This is a genomic window from Chryseobacterium sp. FR048 (genome assembly GCF_056844665.1).
Genome location: NZ_JBXDSE010000007.1, coordinates 41711 through 66071, shown reverse-complemented (window position 1 = coordinate 66071; position 24361 = coordinate 41711). Strand labels below are relative to the sequence as shown.

Annotated in this window: 16 protein-coding genes; 7 read left to right on the top strand and 9 right to left on the bottom strand. The window is 36.7% G+C overall.

The genetic code is table 11. The features are described 5' to 3' along the window. Positions 1–150 precede the first annotated feature (150 nt). From AC106K_RS18995 to AC106K_RS18985, 3 genes are all read left to right on the top strand, one after another. Positions 151–3372 carry a S8/S53 family peptidase gene (locus AC106K_RS18995; RefSeq protein ID WP_482447027.1) on the top strand — a complete coding sequence of 1074 codons (3222 nt, stop codon included), beginning with the start codon at positions 151–153 and terminating at the stop codon, positions 3370–3372. A gap of 77 nt (positions 3373–3449) precedes the next feature. After that, positions 3450–3965 carry a DUF6702 family protein gene (locus AC106K_RS18990; protein WP_482447026.1) on the top strand — a complete coding sequence of 172 codons (516 nt, stop codon included), beginning with the start codon at positions 3450–3452 and terminating at the stop codon, positions 3963–3965. Positions 3966–4481: 516 nt separating this feature from the next. Next, on the top strand, positions 4482–6266 hold the full coding sequence (locus AC106K_RS18985) for a hypothetical protein (RefSeq protein ID WP_482447025.1): 1785 nt from the start codon (positions 4482–4484) through the stop codon (positions 6264–6266). A gap of 139 nt (positions 6267–6405) precedes the next feature. Here the strand turns inward: AC106K_RS18985 and AC106K_RS18980 are convergent, their stop codons facing one another. From AC106K_RS18980 to AC106K_RS18945, 8 genes are all read right to left on the bottom strand, one after another. Further along, on the bottom strand, positions 6406–6999 hold the full coding sequence (locus AC106K_RS18980; protein WP_482447024.1) for an acyl carrier protein phosphodiesterase: 594 nt from the start codon (positions 6997–6999) through the stop codon (positions 6406–6408). A 72-nt stretch (positions 7000–7071) separates the two neighbouring features. Further along, positions 7072–8421, bottom strand: a complete 1350-nt coding sequence (gene radA, locus AC106K_RS18975; protein ID WP_482447023.1) for a DNA repair protein RadA — start codon at positions 8419–8421, stop codon at positions 7072–7074. Positions 8422–8640: 219 nt separating this feature from the next. Next, a complete protein-coding gene (locus AC106K_RS18970; RefSeq protein ID WP_482447022.1) occupies positions 8641–10341 on the bottom strand; it encodes a bifunctional alpha/beta hydrolase/class I SAM-dependent methyltransferase in 1701 nt (566 codons plus the stop codon). Positions 10342–10344: 3 nt separating this feature from the next. After that, on the bottom strand, positions 10345–11646 hold the full coding sequence (locus tag AC106K_RS18965) for a phosphatase PAP2/dual specificity phosphatase family protein (protein WP_482447021.1): 1302 nt from the start codon (positions 11644–11646) through the stop codon (positions 10345–10347). Next, positions 11628–12383 carry an SDR family NAD(P)-dependent oxidoreductase gene (locus tag AC106K_RS18960; RefSeq protein ID WP_482447020.1) on the bottom strand — a complete coding sequence of 252 codons (756 nt, stop codon included), beginning with the start codon at positions 12381–12383 and terminating at the stop codon, positions 11628–11630. The genes AC106K_RS18965 and AC106K_RS18960 overlap by 19 nt, the downstream gene beginning before the upstream one ends. Positions 12384–12520: 137 nt before the next feature. Further along, a complete protein-coding gene (locus AC106K_RS18955) occupies positions 12521–13564 on the bottom strand; it encodes a patatin-like phospholipase family protein (RefSeq protein WP_482447019.1) in 1044 nt (347 codons plus the stop codon). Positions 13565–13568: 4 nt separating this feature from the next. After that, the gene (locus AC106K_RS18950; RefSeq protein ID WP_482447018.1) at positions 13569–14372 is read right to left on the bottom strand and encodes a phosphatidate cytidylyltransferase; all 804 of its coding nucleotides are present in this window, start codon (positions 14370–14372) and stop codon (positions 13569–13571) included. Beyond that, positions 14362–14964 carry a CDP-alcohol phosphatidyltransferase family protein gene (locus AC106K_RS18945; RefSeq protein ID WP_482447017.1) on the bottom strand — a complete coding sequence of 201 codons (603 nt, stop codon included), beginning with the start codon at positions 14962–14964 and terminating at the stop codon, positions 14362–14364. The genes AC106K_RS18950 and AC106K_RS18945 overlap by 11 nt, the downstream gene beginning before the upstream one ends. A gap of 153 nt (positions 14965–15117) precedes the next feature. Between AC106K_RS18945 and AC106K_RS18940 the strand changes: the two genes are divergently transcribed. Together AC106K_RS18940 and yidC are read left to right on the top strand one after the other, a co-directional pair. Next, positions 15118–16725, top strand: a complete 1608-nt coding sequence (locus tag AC106K_RS18940) for a CTP synthase (protein ID WP_185290483.1) — start codon at positions 15118–15120, stop codon at positions 16723–16725. 204 nt (positions 16726–16929) lie between these two features. Further along, positions 16930–18729, top strand: coding sequence for a membrane protein insertase YidC (gene yidC / locus AC106K_RS18935; RefSeq protein WP_482447016.1), 1800 nt, complete (start codon positions 16930–16932; stop codon positions 18727–18729). 113 nt (positions 18730–18842) lie between these two features. On the opposite strand, the gene AC106K_RS18930 is transcribed toward yidC, so the two are convergent. Continuing rightward, positions 18843–19427, bottom strand: coding sequence for a ribonuclease HII (locus AC106K_RS18930; RefSeq protein WP_482447015.1), 585 nt, complete (start codon positions 19425–19427; stop codon positions 18843–18845). A 299-nt stretch (positions 19428–19726) separates the two neighbouring features. On the opposite strand from AC106K_RS18930, the gene AC106K_RS18925 reads away from it, so the two are divergent. Further along, entirely contained in the window at positions 19727–22735 is a 3009-nt protein-coding gene (locus tag AC106K_RS18925; protein ID WP_482447014.1) for a TonB-dependent receptor domain-containing protein, read from the top strand. A 12-nt stretch (positions 22736–22747) separates the two neighbouring features. After that, the gene (locus AC106K_RS18920; protein ID WP_482447013.1) at positions 22748–24358 is read left to right on the top strand and encodes a SusD/RagB family nutrient-binding outer membrane lipoprotein; all 1611 of its coding nucleotides are present in this window, start codon (positions 22748–22750) and stop codon (positions 24356–24358) included. Positions 24359–24361: the final 3 nt, after the last annotated feature.

Below are 24361 nucleotides of genomic sequence, written 5' to 3'. Positions count from 1 at the left end.
TGTGATAGTAGATTATTAGGTTTTGAATATTTTGTTAAAATAAGTGAATTATTGAGTTTTTGTTTGTTTTTATTTGTAATGATTGTCGATGTTTTGAATGATTTCTGTATCAGATAAAAATTGTATAATTGTATTGTTAAAAAAATGAAAATGGATATTAAAAAATTATTTTTTACAAAAGTAAACATTTCGCATGGAGGAGCGAAGCTTCTTAGAAATGCTGCAGCAGCCTTTTTAGGATTGTATTCTTATGGTTTTTATGGACAGGTCCAGAAATTGGATTCCCGTTTTGACTTATTATTAAAAAATAAGGAGAATATTGCCAAAGGAAAAACGGTAATGGATCTGGAGCGTGCCGATATGAAACTGGATCAGCATCTGGTGGTAACTTCCAAGGGGGCACAAACGATGTACTCGTGTATTATCTACACTAAAGAACCGGAAAAGCTGAAATCTGACGGATTCCTGGTTCAGAGCCAGCTGCCGACTTTTTCTACAGCTTTGGTAACCATTGAAGATATTGAGAAACTGACAAAACTTCCCTATGTAACCTCTGTAATGGGACCTACATTTGATGAGCTTCATAATGATGTAAGCAGAGCGCAATCAGGAGCAAGCCTTTTACAGGATGGTGCTTTCAACAATACGGCTTATAACGGAACAGGAGTATTGGTGGGAATCTATGACTCCGGGATAGACTGGAAGCATCCGGATTTCAGAAAAGCTGATGATCAGACCAAAAGTAGAATCGTTTCTATCTGGGATCAGACTTTAACCGCACAGGGAGCAGAAACCACTCCTACAGGATTTTCTACAGGGGTAGAATATACCAGAGCACAGATTGAAGATGAACTGGATGGTACACCTGCAGGATTTGTCAGAGAAAATGACACCAATGGGCACGGAACTCACGTATCAGGAACTGCTGCCGGTAATGGGGCCGGTTTTGCAGATAAAAGACATAAAGGTTTTTCCTCAGATGCTGATATTGTTTTTGTAAAAGGTGGAAACGGATCTTTCCCAACGACCAATACCATTAATGCTTTAACGTACTTCAAAAATGTAGCGACAGCGCTGAACAAACCTATTGTTGTCAATATGAGTATCGGTGGACAGGGAACTGCCCACGACGGAACAGCATCTCATGAAGTTGCCGTTAATAACTTTACAGCTTCAGGACCGGGAAGAGTGGTGGTGATTTCTGCCGGAAACGATTATGGAGCCAATCTTCACCGAAAAGTTGATATAGAGCCTAATACTTCACAGAACTATTCTTTTACTGTAGGAAGCAATACTTCTGCAGCAACCGTATTTTCTTTTATCATGTATGCTAATGATAATACTCCGGTTACTGCAAAACTAACTACTCCTGATGGTCTGCAGTATACCCAGAATATAAGTACTACAACAGCTCATAGTATATTGGGAGGTGGTTTTACAGCGACCATGTACAATTATTGGAGTACAGATAACAATAAACGCTATGTTCAGTTGGTGATAAGCAGAGTATCTGCTTCTACAGCCAATTGCCAGGGGAATTATACATTGGAAATAACCAATGACGGAACTCAGCCCATAACAACTCATAGCTGGCTTTACAGTCAGGGAGTGGCTACCACTCTTCAAAACGGAGATAATGAATATGTAGTGGGAAGCCCTGGAAATGCTTCCAGTGCCATCACTGTAGCTTCCTATATGGGAAGAGCAAGCTGGTATAGCGGAACCAGCGGACGTTATACACTTACTCCACAGGAATCTATATCAACATTTAGTGCTCAGGGGCCTAGGGTTGATGGTTTCCAAAAACCTGATATAGCAGGATCAGGGCAGAATGTGATTTCATCAAGATCAGCAGATTCTGTTCCGGCAGCAACGGATATTATTGCCGGAACTAATTATTATGTGAAAAACCAGGGAACAAGTATGTCTTCGCCGGGAGTGACGGGCGCTGTGGGATTACTCCTTCAGGCAAACTCAGCGTTAACGGCTGCACAGGTGAAGTCACGTCTTACATCCAATGCAAGAATAGATGGAGCAACAGGAACTGTTCCTAATATGAGATGGGGATATGGTAAATTAGATATTTATAAGGCTGTTACTGATGAACTGGGATGTGTAAAATCTAATTTTGAAATTGTAACATATGATGAACCCTATATCATTGCCAATACGGAATCTAATTTTTATTTCGATAATATGGCGCTTGCCGTTCGGTATAACCCAACGCTGACCGGGAAACTGGGTGGTTTCTCATTTTTAACAGGAACTACGATTCCTTCAGATATTCCGATAGATATTCAAATCAGAAAAGTAAATGCCAACGGAGATCCGGGAGACATTATTGCGACTAAGACTGTGACTTCATGGCTTAATGATACTCAGAAATTTACCTGGAACTATATTAACCTTTCTGATCTGAACATACAAACGGTAACCGGAAAAGAATTTTATATAGTGGTAAACGGATTAAGCGGAAAAATTGCCATGAAAGCGGAAAATAGTGTAGTGAATAACAGATCTAAAACTTCTACAGATGGTACAACGTGGAATCCAAGAACGTTTGATCTTAAAATGAGGGCAATGATTTATGAGAATATTGCTGAAGTCAAAAATCTGGCTATATCCAATCAGACTAAAGCAAGTACGCTAGCTGCCGGATATAATTATTTTACTAATAACTGCCAGTTGATTTCAAGAGTGGAAAAAGAAACGGTAAGTACAGTATCTGGAAGTGTAACATCAAAAGTATGGGTAGATAATGTACAACCGGGTTATGTGTCCAGAAGATTTGAGATGAATCCAGCTGTCAATGCAACTGCGGCAACCGGAAAATTGACTTTGTATTTTAAACAGAGCGAGTTCGATGCCTATAACCTGACAAGCAGTATCAAATTGCCTTCGTCGCCAGGTGATATAGCTAATAAGGCCAATCTTCTTGTTGAGAAATATGAAGGAACGAGCAGTACCGGGACAATAGCATCTTTTGGAAGTCCGGCAACCGTTATTACTCCGGATATTAACGATATTGTATGGAATGATACTTATAAATATTGGGAAGTAAGCTTCCAGACTTCAGGTTTTGGAGGGTATTTTGTGAAAACAAGTTCAACGTTGGGTACAGCAGATATTAAGTTGACTTCCGACGTAAATATTACCCCGAATCCTACTAAAGATTTTGTGAATGTGACATTGGGCAAATATTCTAAAGCTTCCGTAACCATCTATGATGCTTCAGGAAAATTGGTGAAAACCGTAAATGTGAATACAAACTCAGGTAGAATTGATGTTTCAGAATTGGTAAAAGGAACTTATATGTTTACCATTACCGCAGATGATAATCAAAAGATTACCAAGAAAATAATCAAGCAATAGATTTTTATAAATCAGATCATGCAAGCAGCGGTTTTATAACTGCTGCTTTTTTTATATTTGTCACAAAAATAGAATCAATGTCTGGCAGACTTTTTTTTGGATTTCTTTTGTCTTTAATGCTTGTATTTCAAAGTTTTATAAGCGTTGAAGCGGTTCATCCTTATCATGTAGGCTCTGTAGAAATCAATTATAATTCAAAATCTACCACTTTTGAAGTAACCGGGAGATTCTTTTTAGATGATTTGGAGGATGGTTTGAGCAAAAAATATGGTGGGTCTTTTCACTTCAATGATGATAAATACAAAGTGAGGCTTAATGAGGCTTTACAAAAGTATTGTGCAGAATATCTGAAGCTGAAGGCAGACAATAAATTTTTAAAAATAAATTATGTGGGTTACGAGGAAGATCATGAATCTGTAAATATTTTTCTGGAATCAGAAGCTGTAGCAAAACCTAAAAAAGTAGAAGCTGCAGTAAGCTTTCTGTATAATCTGTTTGATGATCAGATCAATATTGTCCATATCATTGTCAATGGAGAAAGAAAGAGCGAAAAATTATCCTATCCCAATAGATACACTTATAAAATATTTTAAAAACAAAACATTATACTGTTTACGAGTACAAAAAAGCAAAAACTATTAGTTTTTGCTTTTTTTATTGTTGTGTTCAAAAAGGTAGAAATTATATAACTGTAAATCACTTTATATTGATTAATTTTGATTTGTTAAGATATTGATAAGAGATTAAATTTAAATTATTAACATTTTTTTTAATTTTATTTTAAATGTTTTAATTATATTTATTGAATATTTTGCATTATTTTGATGTTTTTGTTTGATATATTTTTTGTTTTGCTTCTGAAAATTAATTAATGAGTAATTGATATATTTTTAAATTTTAATAACTAAATTATTGATAATATAATGTATGATAAATTTATTCTGTATTCTATTTACCAATCACCATTTTTCTAAGGTTGAAACCGATCCGGTTCAATCTTCTGAAAATTTGATATAATTTCATGGTCTTTTTGCTTGATAAAAGCATTGAGTTACTATATGTTTTGTCAAAGGAAACTAAAAATCATCCCAAATTTTAAATAACTTAATATGAAAATGAAAAAAAAGAACTTTACATTAGTACTGCTCGCTTTTAGTGGGCTTACTTTCGCTCAGGTAGGGATTAATACATCCAACCCAACGGCAACATTGGATATCACTGCCAAAGACCCAACAGGTACCTCTAATGCGGTAGATGGTCTTTTAATAACCCGTGTAGATAGGCTGAGAGCACAAAGTATGACAGGAATTCCCACTTCCACCTTGATTTATGTGAATGGAGTGGGTAATGGATCACAAGCGGGAAATGCAGTTAATATTGATGCCGTAGGTTATTACTATTATAACGGATCCGTATGGGTCAAACTTCATAACCCCAATAATATTACCGAGACCAATATTTATAATGCCAATGGTACACTTACAGGAAACAGAACGGTAACGCAGGGAAGCAATACTCTGGCATTTACAGCGAATGCCGTTAATGCTTTTTCTGTGAATGGTAATAATTTTTCAGTAGATGCCCTTAACAGAAGGGTGGGGATAGGTACCGCTGCTCCTGCAAGCTTTTTATCCATATTAAATCCTGTAGCAGGAACTGTAACGGATGTTTTATCTGCCGGAATTGATAACTGTGGCGCACCCTGTGCCCAGGGAACTCCAAGAAATATTACCTTGTATAATAATAATGTGACAAACCCTTTGTTTGGGGGAATTGAGTTTATCCCTTCTACCAACCCTGCAGGGGTTACAGGAGCATCCATTATAGGAATAGACCGGGATGTGACCAATAACTATGCAGGATTACAGGTCTTCACAAGAAATGCAACAGACTATGCGGCAAGAATGACCATAAAGTCTTCAGGAAATGTAGGAATAGGGACCGTTCTTCCCACCACAAAATTAGATGTACATTCAACAGGAACTCCTGCTACTCCAGTGCCTGCTGTAAAGATTGTAGATGGAAATCAGGCCAACGGATATGTACTTACTTCTGATGCTGCCGGAGTAGGAACCTGGAAAGCCATTCCAGCTGCAAGTTCTGTTAATATTTATAATAATGATGGAACTTTAACAGGAAATCGTACTGTGACCCAAGGCGCAAATACTCTTGCTTTTGATGGATCAGTGGTTAATGCTTTTTCTGTAGATGGAACTACACTTTCTGTAGATGCGGCTAATGACAGGGTAGGGTTGGGAACTGCAGCACCTACAAACAGACTTCACGTAAACGGAACAGATCCTCTACGTTTACAGGGGACTACTGTAGGAAATACCACTACAGATCCTCTTATGGTTTTGGATGCTAATGGTGTGGTGAAAACCATTGGTACGCTTGGAGCATTATCCATTCCAAACCCTGCTCTTTTCAGATTGGATGTAGCTCAGGCGGATTTCCTTAATGGAGTAGCGGCGGGAAGTTCATCAGTTGTTCCAATGTCTGTCATAAAAAATTCAATCTCAGGGATGAGTTATAATGCGGGAACCAGTACCATTACATTTCCAGCCGGAACCTATCAGATAACTTTTGTATATGAAGCAATACATAACAATGATAATGGAACTACGGTAGAGGCTGATAAATGTAGAAACAGTTCATATATTGTTGATTTTCCAACAGGAGTTTCGGGTACTCAAAGAATTCATAGTACAGCATACCATAATTCAGGAATTTTATCAAATCATGGGGGAACTATTACATATTCTACTACAGTTCCTGCCGGAAGAACCTGGCCGATTCGTCTGGGAAGAGGTCAATCCGGAAACTGTACAGGTACAGGGATGACTCTGACTGCGACTTCAACGCAGCTTTTGGTATTCAGGATCGGTGATTAATACGATTTTATAAAAACATCAATAGGAAGGTGTTCCCCAAAGACTTTTCTATAGTATATTCAGGTATAAAAAATTCTAATAACACAATTTTATAGTACACTTATCTTTTACCGGATAAGTGTTTTTTTTTGATTTGACACTAGTCTTCCAATTGTAAAGTAGTGTTGATACCTTGGGCATGTGCAATCAGATCCGGGAAAAAGTCATTGTAACATTGCTGTAAAAGATCCTTATTATTCAGGAAAGCTTCAAAAACAGGAATGTCTTTATCCAGATATTTTGCCTTATTGAGTACATTTTGAATGCTGAATTTAATGCCCCAGTCTTCACGGTAATTGTAAAGCCAGTCGTCATGTTCCATTTTTACCAGCATTTTTTTGAAATGTTCAGGCAGCCATTTTTCGTTGGCATTCAAAACACTGTAGACTTTGAGAGAATGAGCTTTCCATTCTGTAAGGGAGTGTAAAGAAAGATCATTAGCAACAAAATAATCCATAGCAACATCTACAAATGCCCCGGCATAGAGTCTTACCAATGGAGCAAATGCTTTTTTTGCTTCATGAATGGCGGGGTGGGAGTCTGTGAACGTATCGATAGCCCTGTGCAGCGTAATACCGTCCTGAATATCTTTGGGAAAAGAAAAGCGGTCTTTGTTTCGGATAAAATCTTCCAAAAACTGGCCGACAATTTGTCCGTCAGTAAACGTGAGGTAAGAATGGGCCAGATAATTCATAAACGAATATAAAAATTTTTATACAAAGTTTGATCATTACTCAATGTTTCTACCCAGACTCCTTTTTCTGCTTTAAAAAAGTCTTTCATGGAAATCTTCAATCTTGCTCACTTCTTCAATCTTGATTCCGAATTTTCTCTTTGGGATTTTATTAAGATTGGAGACAAATATCTTTTCGTATCCAAGTTTTTCAGCCTCGGTAATTCTCTGTTCGATCTGGGCAACGGGGCGGATCTCTCCACTCAGACCAATCTCTCCGGCAAAACAATAGTGCTCCGAAATGGCAATGTCTTCATTGGAGGAAAGAACAGAGGCTATGACCGCCAGATCCAGAGCCGGGTCATCTGTCTTTATCCCTCCGGTGATATTGAGGAAGACATCTTTAGCTCCCAATTGAAAACCAGCTCTTTTTTCCAATACAGCTAGTAGCATATTCAGTCTTTTAGAATCAAAACCGGTGCAGCTTCTCTGAGGTGTACCGTAAACCGCTGTACTTACCAATGCCTGAATTTCCAGAAGCATCGGACGGTTTCCTTCCAGTGTTACCGCTACAGAATTTCCGGAAAGTTCTTCAAATTTCTTGGTGATCAGAATTTCAGAAGGGTTTTTAATTTCCTTCAAACCCTGGGAGATCATTTCATAAATTCCAATTTCAGAAGTAGAACCGAAACGGTTTTTATTGGCTCTCAGCAATCTGAAAAGGTGATTGCGGTCCCCATCAAAATTTAAAACGACATCCACCATGTGTTCCAATACCTTAGGACCTGCAATTTGCCCGTCTTTGGTAATGTGTCCCACCAGAAATACCGGAGTGTTGTTCTCTTTAGCATACTTGATGATCTCATTGGAGCATTCTCTGATCTGAGAAACCGTTCCCGGAGAACTTTCTATAAGTTGGGATTGAAGCGTCTGGATAGAGTCGATAATCACAAAATCCGGTTCCAGTTTTTTAGCTTCGTGAAGAATTTTTTCCAGTGAAGTTTCAGTAAAGAGAAAACAGTTCGGGTTCTGAATATCCGTCAGTCTGTCGGCTCTCATTTTGATCTGAGAAGCACTTTCCTCTCCGGAAACATAAAAGATTTTTTTCTTCATCTTCAATGCAAGTTGAAGGAGAAGGGTAGATTTTCCAATTCCAGGTTCCCCACCGATCAGGGTGACAGATCCCAGAACAATACCGCCTCCCAGAACACGGTTCAGTTCCTCGGAAGGTGTTTTTATTCTCGGTTCCTCACTGGTTTCCACTTCAACAATATTGATGACGTGTTGCTTGCTTTTTGAAAATGGAGGGGTTTTATGAGAGGGTTTTTCCACTACTTCTTCTACGAGAGTATTCCACTCGCCGCAGTTTTTGCATTGTCCCAGCCATTGAGGGTATTGAGTTCCGCAGTTTTGACAGAAATATGCTGTTTTCAGTTTTGCCATACCGCGAAGTTATAAAAAAAAAGCATTTTTCTTCCGGGACTTAAATGAATTTAAATATCAAAAACCCGTCTTATTTTTTTGCCACGAATGCACGAATTTTTTTATTCGCGTATTTTAAGACATATGTAAATTATATCTTATTAAATGTACAAAAGGCTCTTCTCTTTTTACGGTAATAAATTTTTTACACACTATTTTATTCGTGGCAATTAGCTTTAATTAGATTTCAATATTTATTTTCCCCGAAGAAACTGTGAAAATTCCGAAATCATCGATCAGCATGTTTTCTTTCTGCACAGAATTGAAAGCCATGATCCTATCCAGCTCTTTCTGGGAACGTCGTCTCATGATCCAGTCTTTATTCTGATGGTTATTCAGAACATAGGCGATCATCTGGAGTTGTGGGTGCCACGGCTGTCCGGTGTAGACAAGATGTGCATTCTTTTCAGAGACTGATGCAATACCACGAATTGCTCTGCTGGCCATTTCATTATCTCCAAACAATTCCAGGATTCCGGATACAATGGTAATATTAGGCTCAAAATTCAATTTTTTATAAGTTTCAGGATCAAAGCAATCGAAATTGGTGAAGCGGATGTGCTGGTATCCTTTTTTCTGAATCACTTTTTCTCCGATTTCAATATTTGACTTGACAAACTCATTGATCACAATTTCAGCATCAGGATATTTTTCTTTGATGTCAAATAAATAATTTCCGGTTCCGCCGGCAATATCCAGGATCTTGATTTTTCTGCCTTGCTCTTTCAATACCTGAATATTATGTTCCAGAAGCTGAAGCAGATGTTGTTTTCTGATACGGATTCCCTTCCAGCCAATGGCATTGAGGTAATTTTTATCCATCATTTTTCCAAAGCCTAGCTTTCCTTTTGGCTGGTTTTGGTAAACGTAATCCAATGAGGCACCGGAGTCAAATCCATATTTTAATCCGATGGCCATCCCATTACTTAGTTTTCCAATTTTCCCGAGCGAGAATTTCTGTAACTTAAAGTTTAGGTTGTTCCCTACATTGTTCTGTAGATCTTCATATTCTTTTACTGAAAAACGGTCAGGAGAAAGAGTGGGCTGCTTGGCTGCTTTATTGAAACATTCTTCTGCAAATTCCACAATTTTATCATAAACTTTTTCTTTTCCGGTATCAAATAAGATTCCATGAAAAAAGCCTGGTAGAACTTCATACTTTTTCAGATCCGTATCAAGTTTATCATGGAAGATTTTCTGTTCTTTATTGAAAACCACATGATCTTTTTCTGCAGCCAGAATCAGTGTTGGTGTATCTACAGCTTCTGCATCTTCTACAAGGCGTTTTCCTGCTTTTGCGAGATCAATAAGAAGTTCTGCATCTATAGAACGAGAGATCAGCGGATCTGTATCATAAGCTTTTTGTTGTTCCGGATCATGAGTCAGCATTTTAGATTTCACATAGCTCTTGATGATCAGCCCTTTTTTAAGTTTGGTTCCGAGGGTAATCATCTCATTGGCCAGAGGAACGATGAGGTTGATTTTAAAGGCTGGTGCCAGTAATGCCATTCCGGCAATCCGGGGAGCAAAATCATGAGCCCAGGCAGAAGCCACCACACCGCCGATACTGTTAGCCACCACGAAAATGTCTGAAATATTCACATCGTATTGTGAAGAAAGAAACCTGGAAAATGCATCAAGATCTCTTACATAATCCATGAAGACAGATGAGGTAGGAGTTTTGGTATAACCGTGCCCTCTAAGATCAAAGGCGAAGATATTATATTTTGAAAACTGTGAAGATTGGGCAATATCATTCAGTCTCTCAGAATGCTCATGTCCCCGATGGATCATGATGATGCTTTTCTGATGGGGCTGGTAGTTCCATTCTCGATAGAAAATCTCATTATTGTCAAAACTCTTAAAATGTCCGCTGTTCATAAATTAAAATTTTTTCAGAAAATCCTGTAGATAAGAATGGATGACCATATTCTTATTGATGGTTTTCATGGTGTTTATTGCTTCGTCTAAAGGTAAAGATAGAATATTTTTCATCACCAAAATCCCGATGACTGAACTTCTTGTAAATCCCATGGTGCAATGGATCAGGATTTTTCCTTCTTCAGGAAGCGCTTTGTAGCTTTCACTAATATCAGCAACCAGTTTTTTTGTGGTGTCAGTTTCAAAAGAACCTATGTCCAGAAAAGAGACAGAATGATAATTCAACTTTTCTTTTATCATGGAGATTTCTTCCATTTCTGCAGACAGATCATACACTTTTAGGGAATCAATATTTCCAAAATTTTTCATATCTTCAGCATCAGGCCTGGATGAAATATAAAGACCGGGGAGAATTTCTACAGGGATTTTGTTTTTTCTGAAGAATTTCCAGAATACCCAATATATTAGCAGATAAGGTGCGTACAATACTTTTTTGAACCATGGAATATTTCCGTTTTGGTCTTTTAAAAAATAGATATTGTTCCTTTGATAATGAAGCCCGATAAAGAGATTCATCAGAGCTGGCCACCATAAAAACAGCCCGGCATTTCCCGAAAATTCATTCAGTAATAATGCTGCCAGAATCAGAATCCATCCGGAGAGAAAATAGATATTGGCCACCTGAAAGTTTCTGTACAGAAAATCATTTTTTCTATAAGGGAAGATGACAAAACTGAGGTGAGCAAGAATACTTCCGGTTATTATATCAATACAATGATGTTGATAAGTTGTCAGTGTAGAAATACCTAAAAGAATGAGCCAGACCATTAAAAGATTTCTGCCTTTTTTTAAATTTCTGAAAACTGACCAGAAAATAAAAGCATAGGCAATATGGAGTGATGGAGCCTGGTTGAAAGGGGAGTCAAATGTTTTTAAAAACTGAAAAGAATATCCGAAAAAAATATTTCCAGTTTCGGGTTTGGGCAGAGAGAATTTTAAAGGAAATAAAACAAACCCTATCCCGGCAATGATCGTTACAAAAAGCATTCTCTGTGTTAAAACTTTAAGTTGTTCTTTATGTGTACAACAAAAAAATACAAGACAGAAAAATAGTCCGCTTGTCATATACGGAATGATGGTCCACGGAATGAAAGGAATGTACTTTTCAAAGCAAAAAACAAATGAAGGAACTTCTGCCAGAGTTGAAAGATATAGGGCAGAACCATTGTAAACCACTGCAAATACAATGGTACAAAGAAGAAATGCGTAGATCTTTTGTTGTATTGTCAGTCGTTTTTCATCCATTTGGCCTTTCTGAACATGATCCTGTTTAATAATGAAGAGGGAAGGAGGGCTAAAGATTTCATCATCCACTTCATTTTTACAGGGAAAATAATTATTTTTTCTTCTTTTTCAATAGCTTCGGAAATAAGACTGGTGGCGGTCTCCACGTCTGTAAGGAAAGGTTTTTTGCTTAAATCATTTCCGTTGAGTACTCTCAGCTTTTCAGTATCTATATAGCCCGGAGCAATAGTCGTTACAGAAATTCCGAAAGGTTTCAATGCTCTTCGATAAGCATCTGCAATCTGAATCACAGAACGTTTTGTTTTGGTATAAAGACTTGAGTTTTCATATTCCAGTATTCCTGAAACGGAAGCAATGACGGCTATATTTCCTTTTCGCTGACTTTTCATTGCTCTTCTGGCCACTTCAAAGCAATTGGCAGTACCCAGAATATTGGTTTGCAGCATTTCTTCGGCTTCATCATATGAAATTCTTCCTGCTACATCTTCAGCATAACTTCCTGCACAGTTGATGAAAATATCAAGCTCTTTTTTATCCACAAGAAAGGCTTCCAAAACAGATCCTATTGAGTTCATATCACAGACATCAGCCTGAAAAATTTCCAGATTTTTGAAACTATTGTTTGGAACTTTTTTCGGGGCTCTTCCGCAGATTCCTACATGGTATCCTTTTTCAAGATAATGTGTGGCCAAAGAATAGCCAATCCCTGAAGTGCCGCCTGCAATAAAAACATTCATGAAGATGTGATGATTTTCAATTGGATGTAAAAATAAATTTTAAAAGTGAAGATAAGGGTATTTTTGCTACGGATGTCTTCTATTTTTATTTTCTCACAGATTGTACAGGTTTCTAAAGATGTTTGTATCTAAAAAAATTACAACTTTCCCTTCACGCATTTCACCGTCTGATCAAAACCATACTGCCACTGCATTTCCATATCCTGTACAAACTGCTGGTAGGTTTTTGGAAAAGAAAAATCAAGTTCAAGCTTTTTCCAGTTGATCCCCTTTTCTAAATAATGTCCCTTCAGTTTCTTTTTGATGCTGGTAGTATCAATCTGAAAATCTGACAGTATATTTTCGGTTTCCAACAGTCTTTCATTGGCACTGAACCCAAATACAGAACGGATAAGGGCTTCTTCCACGAGGGTATAAGGCTGTTTTTTTTCTGAAATCACTTTTTCGGAAAGGAGCCTGGCCAGTTCAATCGGGACAAGGTCGATCACTCCACCCATATAATATTGATTGTGGAGAAGCATCGGCTGTACATAAAACATATCTGAAATAGAGGCCCGTGTACTTTCGAGCATAGAAAATGCTGTTATGATTTTTGATGCTTTTTCGACAGCACTGTTTTTAAAGCTGTCAGAAGAAGTAGCGAGGTATTCATAACTTATTCGTTGAGCCGTTTCCGGATCAGTGAAAATCGTTTTGCGGAATAATTTTTTTTCATTTCTGCTCTGTCCGGATTCCTGAGGTTCAAATAAAAGCTCAGAGCCTATGATCATAGTGGGAATTTCTTTGGAAAATTCTGTATTTTTCAGAGAAGGAAAGCAGTCAGAGAGATCCTGAGGCATTTCAACAATATACCGATTGAAAATATCTTCAATAACAGGAGCTTTTCTTTTTTCAAATATTTTTTTTAGGGAGAAAAGTCCTATTTCAGACAATTTTTTATGCCTGGTCAATTTTGTGTGAGTGACAAACTGATAATATTCTTCAGATTTCATGTATTCTTTCCGGGAAAGGTGATCTGGGAAAGCATTGATCAATGTTGCAGCAAATGAACCACCACAGGAAGCGATGAGAATATCAGGTTTTAAATTCAGTTTTTCTAAAGCTGCAAAAATACCGAGGTAAATCATTAATCTTGTTCCGCCTCCTGAGAAAATAACAGCCCTTTTAAATTGTTCATTCATGGTGTTAATTTTTTATCAGAAGGGTTAAAATCCAGAAAAACAAAGGCGCATTGAAAACCAGACTATCCACTCTGTCCAATAACCCGCCATGTCCAGGAAGAAGATTTCCGGTATCTTTTACATTCGTTTTCCTTTTGAGATAAGACATGAAAATATCTCCAAAAAAACCAGAGATGCCCAAACCTATTCCCAGGATACTATTGATTAGAAAGTCTGTCTTAAGCAGGAAAAATCCTAAGATATTACTTAAAATAACCGTCAGGAAAACTCCACCAATGAGGCCTTCCAATGTTTTATTGGGACTTATCTGAGGTGTGATTTTACGTTTGCCAAAGAATTTGCCCATCAGATACTGAAATACATCGTTCAGCTCTGTCACCACCACAACAAATATAATAGCATTAAGGCCATTAACGGAAGTTCTTATCCAATACAAATGGGGAAAAGAAAAAAGACAGACGAGTAGGGCTATGAAAATTCTAAACAATTGTTTTGATGATGATTTTAATAATAAAAAGTAACCTAAGACCAATACCCCAAGAAGAGAACTGTATAAAAAGTAGTTTTCAATATTTAAATAGTATAGCAGATAAAATTGTGAAATACCAATGAATATGGATGGGAAAACAAGATTGGAAGGAAGTTGAAACATTTTTGAAAATTCAAAAAACGACTGTAGTCCAATCCAAGAAACAAAAATGGCCATGGCAAACGGATGTGAAATGCCGAGAGCAAAAACGATAATGATATAGATCCATGTTTTTACCCTTAAAGGAACGTCTGCAAATTTATTTTCTTTAGGCTTCATTCAGTGATTTCTTAAGTCGGGTATAGGTACTGATCAGCAATAAAATAATGATGATTCCGAAAATATATTCTGAAACGGAAGTGATATTAACTCCAAAAAAAATTAATAATCCATACAGACCCAAAATAAGTGCACGATCACTTTTTCCCATAGGACCGTCATAACGTCGCTCTTTTCCGACAACTTTTCCCATCAGTCCCGCAAATTCGTTGATCACACTTAGAACGATCAGGATAACGATCAGATATAGACTTTCCGGCTGAAACTTCAACAAAGGAAAAAATATAATGACGTCAGAAATAATATCACCTACTTCATTCAGTACTTCTCCAAGTTTACTGGTTTGGTTGAATCTTCGGGCCATCATTCCGTCCAGTGCATTTAAAGCCATTCGTATCAATAGTCCGATAGGAAGGCTTAAAAAGAACCATTTCGAAATATCAGCATTCCAGAATAATACGCCAATGGCAACAGATAATAGGATTGAGCCGACCGTAATCTGATTGGCCGTAATATTATTCTTATTAAAAAATAATAAGACAGGAGTGAGCAGCTGCTGAAATTTTGGCTTTAGTTTATATACCGAAATCATGATGGTTATTGCTTTGTTTCATTTGTCTATACCAAATATAGATAAAATTTTTAATCAGGTTTTATAATTGTTTGAAGGGTGTTTTTGTATTTTCAAAATGTAAAAAATTGCTTTGTGTTTCTTTTTCCCATAACTTTGCACAAACCTAATCTAATGAGTAAAAAGAATACAAAATACATCTTTGTGACAGGAGGTGTAACTTCATCTTTGGGAAAAGGAATCGTTTCTGCTTCTCTGGGACTATTGCTAAAATCACGCGGTTTTAACGTAACGATCCAAAAACTTGATCCTTATATCAATATCGACCCGGGAACTTTGAATCCTTATGAACACGGAGAGTGTTATGTGACTGAAGATGGTGCGGAGACGGATCTGGATTTAGGTCACTACGAGCGTTACCTTGATGCTCCTACATCCCAAAACAACAACGTTACGACAGGGAAAATCTACCAGACTGTTATCGAAAAAGAAAGAAAAGGAGACTTCCTTGGAAAAACAGTGCAGGTAATTCCTCATATTACTAACGAAATCAAACGTAGAATTAAGATCCTTTCAAAACAGAACTACGACATCATTATTACTGAGATCGGAGGAACTGTTGGGGATATTGAATCTTTACCTTACATTGAAACTGTACGTCAGTTGAAGTGGGAGTTAGGAGAGAGCAATTCTATGGTAATTCACCTGACACTATTGCCTTACCTGGCTTCAAGTGGAGAATTAAAAACAAAACCATCTCAGCATTCTGTTCGCCAGCTTATGGAAAGCGGAATTATGGCTGATGTATTGGTTTGCAGAACAGAGCATAAAATTCCAAAAGATCAGAGAGCAAAACTGGCTCAATTCTGTAACGTTCCTTTAGATAATGTTATCGAATGTAAAGATTTGGAAACAATCTATGAGGTTCCGATGTATCTCCAGAAGCAGAATTTTGACGATGTAGTATTGAAGGAACTGGATCTGAAGAGCGATAAAGATGCTGATCTTAAAGACTGGAAAAGTTTCCTTAAGAAATTCCAGAACCCTAAGAAAACAGTTGAGATTGCACTGGTAGGAAAATATGTTTCCCTTCAGGATTCCTATATTTCAATTGCTGAAGCTTTCAAACATGCAGGTGCTGACCTTGAAACTGAAGTAAAAGTAAGATGGGTATACAGCGGTGATATTACCGAAGAAAACATTAAAGATACGCTGAAAGGAGTGAATGGTATCCTTGTAGCTCCAGGTTTCGGAGACAGAGGGATTGAAGGAAAAGTTCTTACTGCAAAATATGCAAGAGAAAATAAAATTCCGATGTTGGGAATCTGTTTAGGAATGCAGATTATGACGATTGAATTTGCAAGAAATGTTTTAGGACATACAAAGGCCAATTCAATGGAATTTGATACAGCGACTCCGGATCCTGTAATTTCTTTAATGGAAGAGCAAAAAAATGTAATCGATAAAGGAGGAACGATGCGTCTTGGAGCATGGAAATGTGCTTTGAAGAACGGTTCTAAGCTTTATGACATCTACGGAAGCAAAAATATTTCTGAAAGACACCGTCACCGTTATGAATTCAACAGTGAGTACCTTCAGGAATTTGAAAAGAACGGTTTCCTTGCTACAGGAACTAATCCTGAAACAGGATTGGTAGAAGCTCTTGAGCTTCCTGATCACCCGTTCTATGTAGGGGTTCAGTATCACCCGGAATATAAGAGTACGGTAGCCACACCACATCCTCTATTCAGAGCTTTCATTAAAGCTTGCGAAAAGAAATAAGGTAAATTTTTATCATAAACGTTTATATATAAACTCAGGTTGATTTTTCTCAGCCTGAGTTTATTATATACTAATGCATTATAGTATAGAGTTTTGATAAAAAAACAGTATTTTTGTCAGCTCAAAATTGCTACAGATCTATCAGTTTTCTTATAGCCCTGTAGAAATGAAAAAATAGGAAATTTTAATTATAATAAAAATAAAATGCAACAAAACAACGGAATCGATAAGAGGCAAATGATTAGTTTTGCGGTTTTATGTCTGGTTCTCTTTGGTTTTATGTTCTATTTCCAGAACAAACAGGCGAAAGAAGAGGAGCTGAAAGCTCAGCAGCAGAAAACTGAACAGGTAAAAAATGCTGTAAAACAAACTCAGGCAAGCAATATCAATCCAAATGTAACTCCTGGTGCGATTCAGACAGCAAGTCTTGGAAATAATGAATTGAAACTGGAATTTTCAAGCTTAGGAGGACAGGTTTCCAAAGTAGAACTTTTAAAGTATAAAGCATATAACCACACAACGGATAATGCAGATCAGCCCCTTTACCTGATCAATAAAAACAATTCAAAATACGGATTCCAGTTTAAGGATAAAACAGGAAAGGTAATCAATACTAAAGATTTAGTTTTCTCACCAAGCGTGAATGGGAACGCAGTGACATTAACTGCTGACTATAACGGAGCTGTGATTCAGTTTATCTATACTTTACTTCCAAAATATACCCTTGATTTTAAAGTAAGAACTCAGGGACTTTCTAAAATAACTTCTGACAACAAAGCAGATTTCATCTGGGATTATAATGTGAGAAACCTTGAAAAAGGAAGAGCTCAGGAGCAGTCTCACTCAGAATTCTCTTATGCGTTCAATAATTATAAAGATTATGATTATGATGGAAGAACGACCATGGAGGAAGAAAAAGAAACCCTTAACTGGATTGGTGTGAAGCAACAGTTTTTCACTTCAGTAATCGAGGCTAAGAATGGGTTTACTCAAAGCAAAGGAAATCAGGAGAATGTAGAAGAAGGAGAATATCTGAAAAAATTAAACTATGAAGGTTTTGTTCAGATGACAGGTAGCGAGCTGAATCAGGATTTTACATGGTATTTCATGCCATTGGATTTACCATTGCTGAAGTCATACGATAAAAACTTTGATGAAATTCTTCCATTAGGATGGTCGTTTATCGGAGCGATGAACCGTTATTTCTTCATGTGGTTGTATAGTATTATTGCAAGCTGGGGATTATCTGCAGGATGGGTGATCTTTGTAATGACAATCATTGTAAAGCTGATCCTTTCACCAATTATGTATAAGCAGCATAAGCTGAGTGCGATGATGAAGGTGATCCGTCCGGAAATTGATGAGGTTAATGCTAAATTTAAGGATGCAGATCCGATGAAGAAGCAGCAGGCTACCATGGAAGTATACAGAAAGGCCGGAGTGAATCAGATGGCCGGATGTTTACCTGCATTGGTTCAGATCCCGATCTTCTATGCACTATTCCGTTTCTTCCCGAACTTTATTGATCTGAGAGGGCAAGGGTTCTGGTTTGCAAAAGATCTGACTGCGTATGATGATCTGATCAAATTACCATTCAAAGTTCCTTTCTTAGGAGATCACTTAAGTATTTTTGCATTGGCTTGTACTGTGGTAATCCTTATATATACTGTAATGACTTCAGGAAATATGCAGCAGCCACAGCAGGAGGGAATGCCAAATATGAAAGTATTAATGTATATCTTCCCGATTACATTCTTATTCTTCCTGAATACTTCCGCATCAGGTCTTTCTTGGTACTATTTCGTATCCAATGCAATTAACATTCTGATCATTCTTGTGATTAAATACTGGATTTTGGATGAAAAGAAAATTCATGCTCAGATTCAGTCTAATAAGGAGAAACCAAAAACAGAAGGTAAGTTCCAGAAGAGAATGAGAGAGATGATGGAGAAAGCTCAGGAGCAACAACAATCTCAGGAGCAGCAAAGAAATAAAAAGAAATAATTCATTTCATTGATAATAAAAAAGAGAAGCATTGGTTGCTTCTCTTTTTTTATTGATGATAGGACTTAAAGGTTGAATAGAGAGGTATAAATCGAATGATTGATTATATTTCTTTAGTCATATTTCAGTCTGAACGATTGTCTGTGATGTTTGGTAGGTCCGTATTTTATAAGGGCTTCCTGATGTTTTTTTGTAGCATAGCCGAAATTCGTATTCCAGCCATATTCAGGATGTTCTTCGTGCAGCTCGATCATAAGCTTATCCCGGTAATTTTTCGCAAGAATAGAGGCTGCTGCAATCGATAATACTTTGGAGTCTCCTTTGATGATACATTGGTGTGGAATATAATTATAGGGATGAAATTTATTACCATCCACTAAAATAAGTTCCGGCGTTATTGTTAATTGATCCAGTGCACGATGCATAGCATGAATACTTGCATTGAGAATATTGTGCTCATCAATGAATGAAGGGGGAAGTTCTGCAATAGCGTAATTCTTTACATTATCCTTGATGTAGCTGTCCAGTTCCATTCTGGTCTTAAATGTTAATTTTTTTGAATCATTGACCAGGTTTTGTTTAAACTCGTCATCCAAAATAACCGCTGCAGCTACCACAGGCCCACTTAAACAGCCTCTTCCTACCTCATCACATCCTGCTTCAATGTAAAGATTTGACCAATTTTTTATTAACTCCATGAAGTTTTTTAAGAATACAAAAGTATGAAATTTTAAAAGAAATGGTTTTGCGGGATTTTGATTATTTTGTGTTTTTATTAGATTTATTAGGCTTTTTGTTCTATTTATGTTGTGTTTTTGTAAATTTTACCGTGTTTTTTGATTTTTAATATTTGCATCTTTTTGTTGTTTTGTAAGGCTTTATAGTTGGTTTTCTTTGATACTTTTTGTATTAATTATGAGAAATTAACATTTTTATTTGCTGATTTTAAGAAAGTTTCACATATTTGTAGGCAATAAAAAAAATAATCAAATTAAACATGAAGAAATTAACTACAAGTGTTTTAATTGTTGTTCTGTCATCTTCCCTAGGTATGGTTGGTGCTCAGACGAAGCCAAAAAAGGATACTTTAAAAGAAACCGCAATTGGCGAGGTTGTGATAACAGGAGCAATGGGGATTAAGAAAAAGTTGGATCAACAAACTTCGTCCGCTGCTGTTGTTAATAATGCTGAGTTGACTCAGGCTAATAACCAGAATGCAGCAGCTGCACTTACTGGTAAAGTTGCCGGATTAACAATTAGCCAGTCAAATTCAGGGGTTAATGGTAACTTAGATATTAGAATTAGAACTTCTAAAACGCTTACTGGTTCAACTACTCCTTTGATTGTTATTGATGGTGTAAAATCATCTGTGAGTGTTTATACGCAGCTTCCTTCAGATATGATTGAGTCCCAAACAATTCTGAAAGGGATGCAGGGTGCGGCTTTATACGGATCTGATGGGGTAAATGGAGCTATCATTGTAACCACTAAGAAAGGTAATTCTGGAAGTAAAAGAGTTAAAGTTACTTTAAATAGTGGGGTTGAGTTTGAGAATGCTTTATTTGTTCCGGATAGACAAAAAAAATATGGACAAGGATGGGATGGGCAAAGAATTCATGTTGAAAATGGAGGTTGGGGACCTGCTTATGACGATCCGAAGTATGCAGGGCAAATGTTGCCTTCTGGTATCCCATTGTATGATGTTAATGGAGATGGTGTAATTACGATTAACGGAGATAATGGAAATACACCACAACAAGATATTTCTTCTTCGTTATTTTTTAAATATGCACCTCTTGCGAAAGATAATGTAAAACAATTCTTTCAGACAGGATATTTATTGAATAACAGTTTAACAGTTTCTACAGGTGATTCTGATGCATATGCATCATTGACGATCAATAATCAGCAGAAAGAATTTATTGTAAGAGATGATATCAATAAAAGAACCAGTGTCTTATTTAAAGGTGGCTTCAAAAAAGATAAATGGATTGTAGATGGAATGGCTTCAATAACCAACAATTCTACAAATGTTACAAATGGTGATATTTATCCGAATCTCCTACATGCTCCATCTGAAATTGATATCCGTCAATTTGATGGGGTATTGAATAATGATAGAGCTTATGCATGGACTAAGTATATGGTTAACCCTTATTGGGATATTAAACATAACCGTGGAACAAGTAAGACAACAACCTTTAATGGAACTCTTAACCTAACCTATAAAATAAATGAACATATTAGAATTGTAAACAATGGTTCAGGTCAATATGTTGTAGGAGACGGCCTATCATGGAGAGATGCCTATTCTGGTACTGGACAAAGACCTACAATTGCTGGATTAGTTGCTATCGGAGCTTCATATGCTCAATCAAATTCTATTAATAGATTCTTATATAATGATTTGATGGCAGATTTTAATTATGAACTGACTAATGATCTGCAAATGAATTTCCTTGCCGGATTCAACGTTCAGGAGTCATATTCTAAAATTACTTCTGCGGGAGGAACCGGGTTAAATATCCCAGGTAAATATACTGTCTGGAATGTAGTTACTCCTACACAACCTTATAACCTGAACAACGCAAGAACTCTTGCAAGAAAATATGCATTTTTTGGTAATTTAGATTTAAATTATAAGGATTATCTATCATTAAATGCAACCATTAGATCTGAATGGAGTTCCAAATTCATCAACTCAGAAAATGTAGCAAATAGTAACTCTGGATATGTTTATCCTTCTGTTGGGGTTTCATTTAACGCGAAAAATGCATTTAGCGGGCTAAAAGCTTCGAATGACTTAAGCAGATTTGTTGTAAAAGGATCTTGGACAAGAGTAGGACAAGACGATCCTGTTGGTGTTTTTGGAATTGAAGATACTGCAGTCTTAGGAAGTGGTTTCCCATTTGCTGGAGGACCATTGAGCTTTATTGGAAATTCACAACCTACAGCATTTAATGTAAAACCTCAATTTATTACGTCGACTGAATTTAATTTAGGATTAGGCTTTTTGAAAGACAGAATTTTGTTGGATGTTAATGCCTTCCAGACAGATACTAAGGATCTTATTACGTGGCAAAGTACCTCCAGTACATCGGGGATAAGCCGTAAATTGATTAATATCGGTAAGATTCAATCGAAAGGTATTGAAATCGAACTAGGACTTGTTCCAATAAAAACACAAGATTTTAAATGGGATATCAGAGCTTCTTATTATACCCAAAGACAAAAAGTGTTAGAATTACCAGATGGTCAGGATGAGGTAGCTATCTATAGCTCTGGAAATGTTGGTATTTATGCTGTTAAAGGAGAAACTTTCCCTATTATTAAAGGAACAGGATATTTGAGAGACGATCAGGGAAGAATTATTATTGATGAGAAGACAGGTAATCCTCTTGCTACAAATAAATTCGTAAATCTTGGGCAGACAGATCCAAAATATATTTTAACTCTTAATACGAACTTAAAATATAAAAACTGGAGTGTATATGCAACCATGGATTATAGAGCTGGTAACAAAATCTATTCAGATACCATGTATCGTTTAGCGTGGGGAGGTTATTTAGTTGATTCTGCAGAATATGACAGATCTCAGGGAGGATATGTAATTCCTAATTCAGTTTATATGAACTCTGCAGGACAGTATGTTGCTAATACAAGTATTAAATCCGGAGGAAATGCTTATGCGGGTCTGGCTAGTTATTATGGAGGTACTTATTCTAGTATTGCTGAAAATTTTGTTATTGATGCAAGATCGTTTAAAGTTAGAGAATTAGGAATTAATTATACATTAAATAGAGATACTGCAAGAAGTTTTGGAATAGAAGGACTACAGTTTGGTCTTTATGCAAGAAATCCTTTCTATTCATTCTCTAAAGAAAACAGAGGATATACTGATCCTGAGGCGAGTCTTTCTAATGGTAGTAACATAAGAGGGATCTCTTCACAAACCCAGTATCCTTCAACGAGAGTAATTGGTTTTAATACAATTATTAACTTTTAATTTTAATCTGAAATGAAAAAAATACTTTATACATCTGCTATAGCAGCATTATTATTGAGTTCTGCTTCTTGCTCGAATGATTTTATTGATGTCAACCATAATGACAATGAAGCGTATAACAGTGAGTTGTCTCCTAAAGAAAGGTTAGCTGCTGCCGAAACAACCTTACATGCAACACATTCAGTTACATTAAACCGATTTGGAAATTTGATGATGAATGCATGGGTGGGTAATATATATCAATATACCGCACCGTTTGACGATGAAATGAAAATGAACGTTAATAGTACTTTTTACAATGGAATATGGGATAATTACTATATTGGAATTGGAAATTTACAAAGAATTATAGATACTCCAAATGCTAATGCAGCGTATCCTGGTTATGTTGCAGCAGCAAAAATTATGAAAGCTTATTACATGCAAACTATTGTGGATTTGTATAATGATGTACCATATTCTGAGGCTTTTAAATTTCAAGGTAACGTTACTCCTAAGTATGATAAAGGACAGGAAGTATATAGAGCTTTGTTAAAAGAGTTAGATGAAGCTTTAGCTTTATTGAATACTACAACTCCTCCTACAATTCTTGCTTCTTCCGATGTTATGTTTAAAGGTGTTGCAGCTGATTGGATTAAATTTGGTAATACTGTTAAGCTTAAAATGTTAGTAAGGCTATCAGGTGCAACAGATTCATCGGTAACTGCTTATAGAGATTCTGCAATGAATACATGGCCGACGTTATCTAAAGGTTTTATTACTGAATCAGCGATTATAAATCCTGGATATAGTTCAGCTTCTGTAGCGCAACAGAATCCATTATATAGAGGCTATGGAGCTATTAATATAACTAGTGGTGAAATTAGTGCGAACTATAGGTTAGTATTAGCAAGTGCTAATATTGTTGATAATATGATGGGAAGAACGCCTCTTACCTCTGGAGTAGTAGATTCTAGAATACAAAGAATGTTCTATGCTAATGCATGGGCTAATTTAGAAGATGCTGAGATTACGGATGGCTTTGAAGGTTTTTATGGTCTACAACAAGGGGTAACATCTAATCCAAGTAACGCGGGAGGTGACTATGCTGGGTTAGGTATAAAACAGTTTCTAGTACTTAATTCAAGTGGTCAAATTAGTTCCAGCGAAGGTTCCAAACAAGATGGTATAGTAATGTCTTTGGCTGAGGCAGAATTATTGCAGTCTGAAGCAGCTGTATTATATCCTGCAAAATTCAGCGGTGGACAAGCTCATTTTGAAGCAGGGATCAGAGCTTCGTTTACTTTCTATGGGATTTCAGCTACTTCTGCAAATAATTATATTGCAAATAGTAATACCAAAGCTAATGTTGGATGGAATGCTTCTACCAATAAGATCGCTGCTATTCAATATCAAAGATGGATTGCTTTAACTAACATTAATCCGACAGAGACATTTATCAGTTATACTAAAACAGGATTCCCTGTTACTCCTATGCCTGTTGGTGCAACTACTGCTACAAGACCTGTAAGATTGATTTATCCACAGTCTGAATATGTTGCAAACTCTGCAAATGTTCCGAACATGATGAAGAATGATGCGTTTTCAAAAACAAATCAATATGCACCATTCTGGTTGAAGTAACCA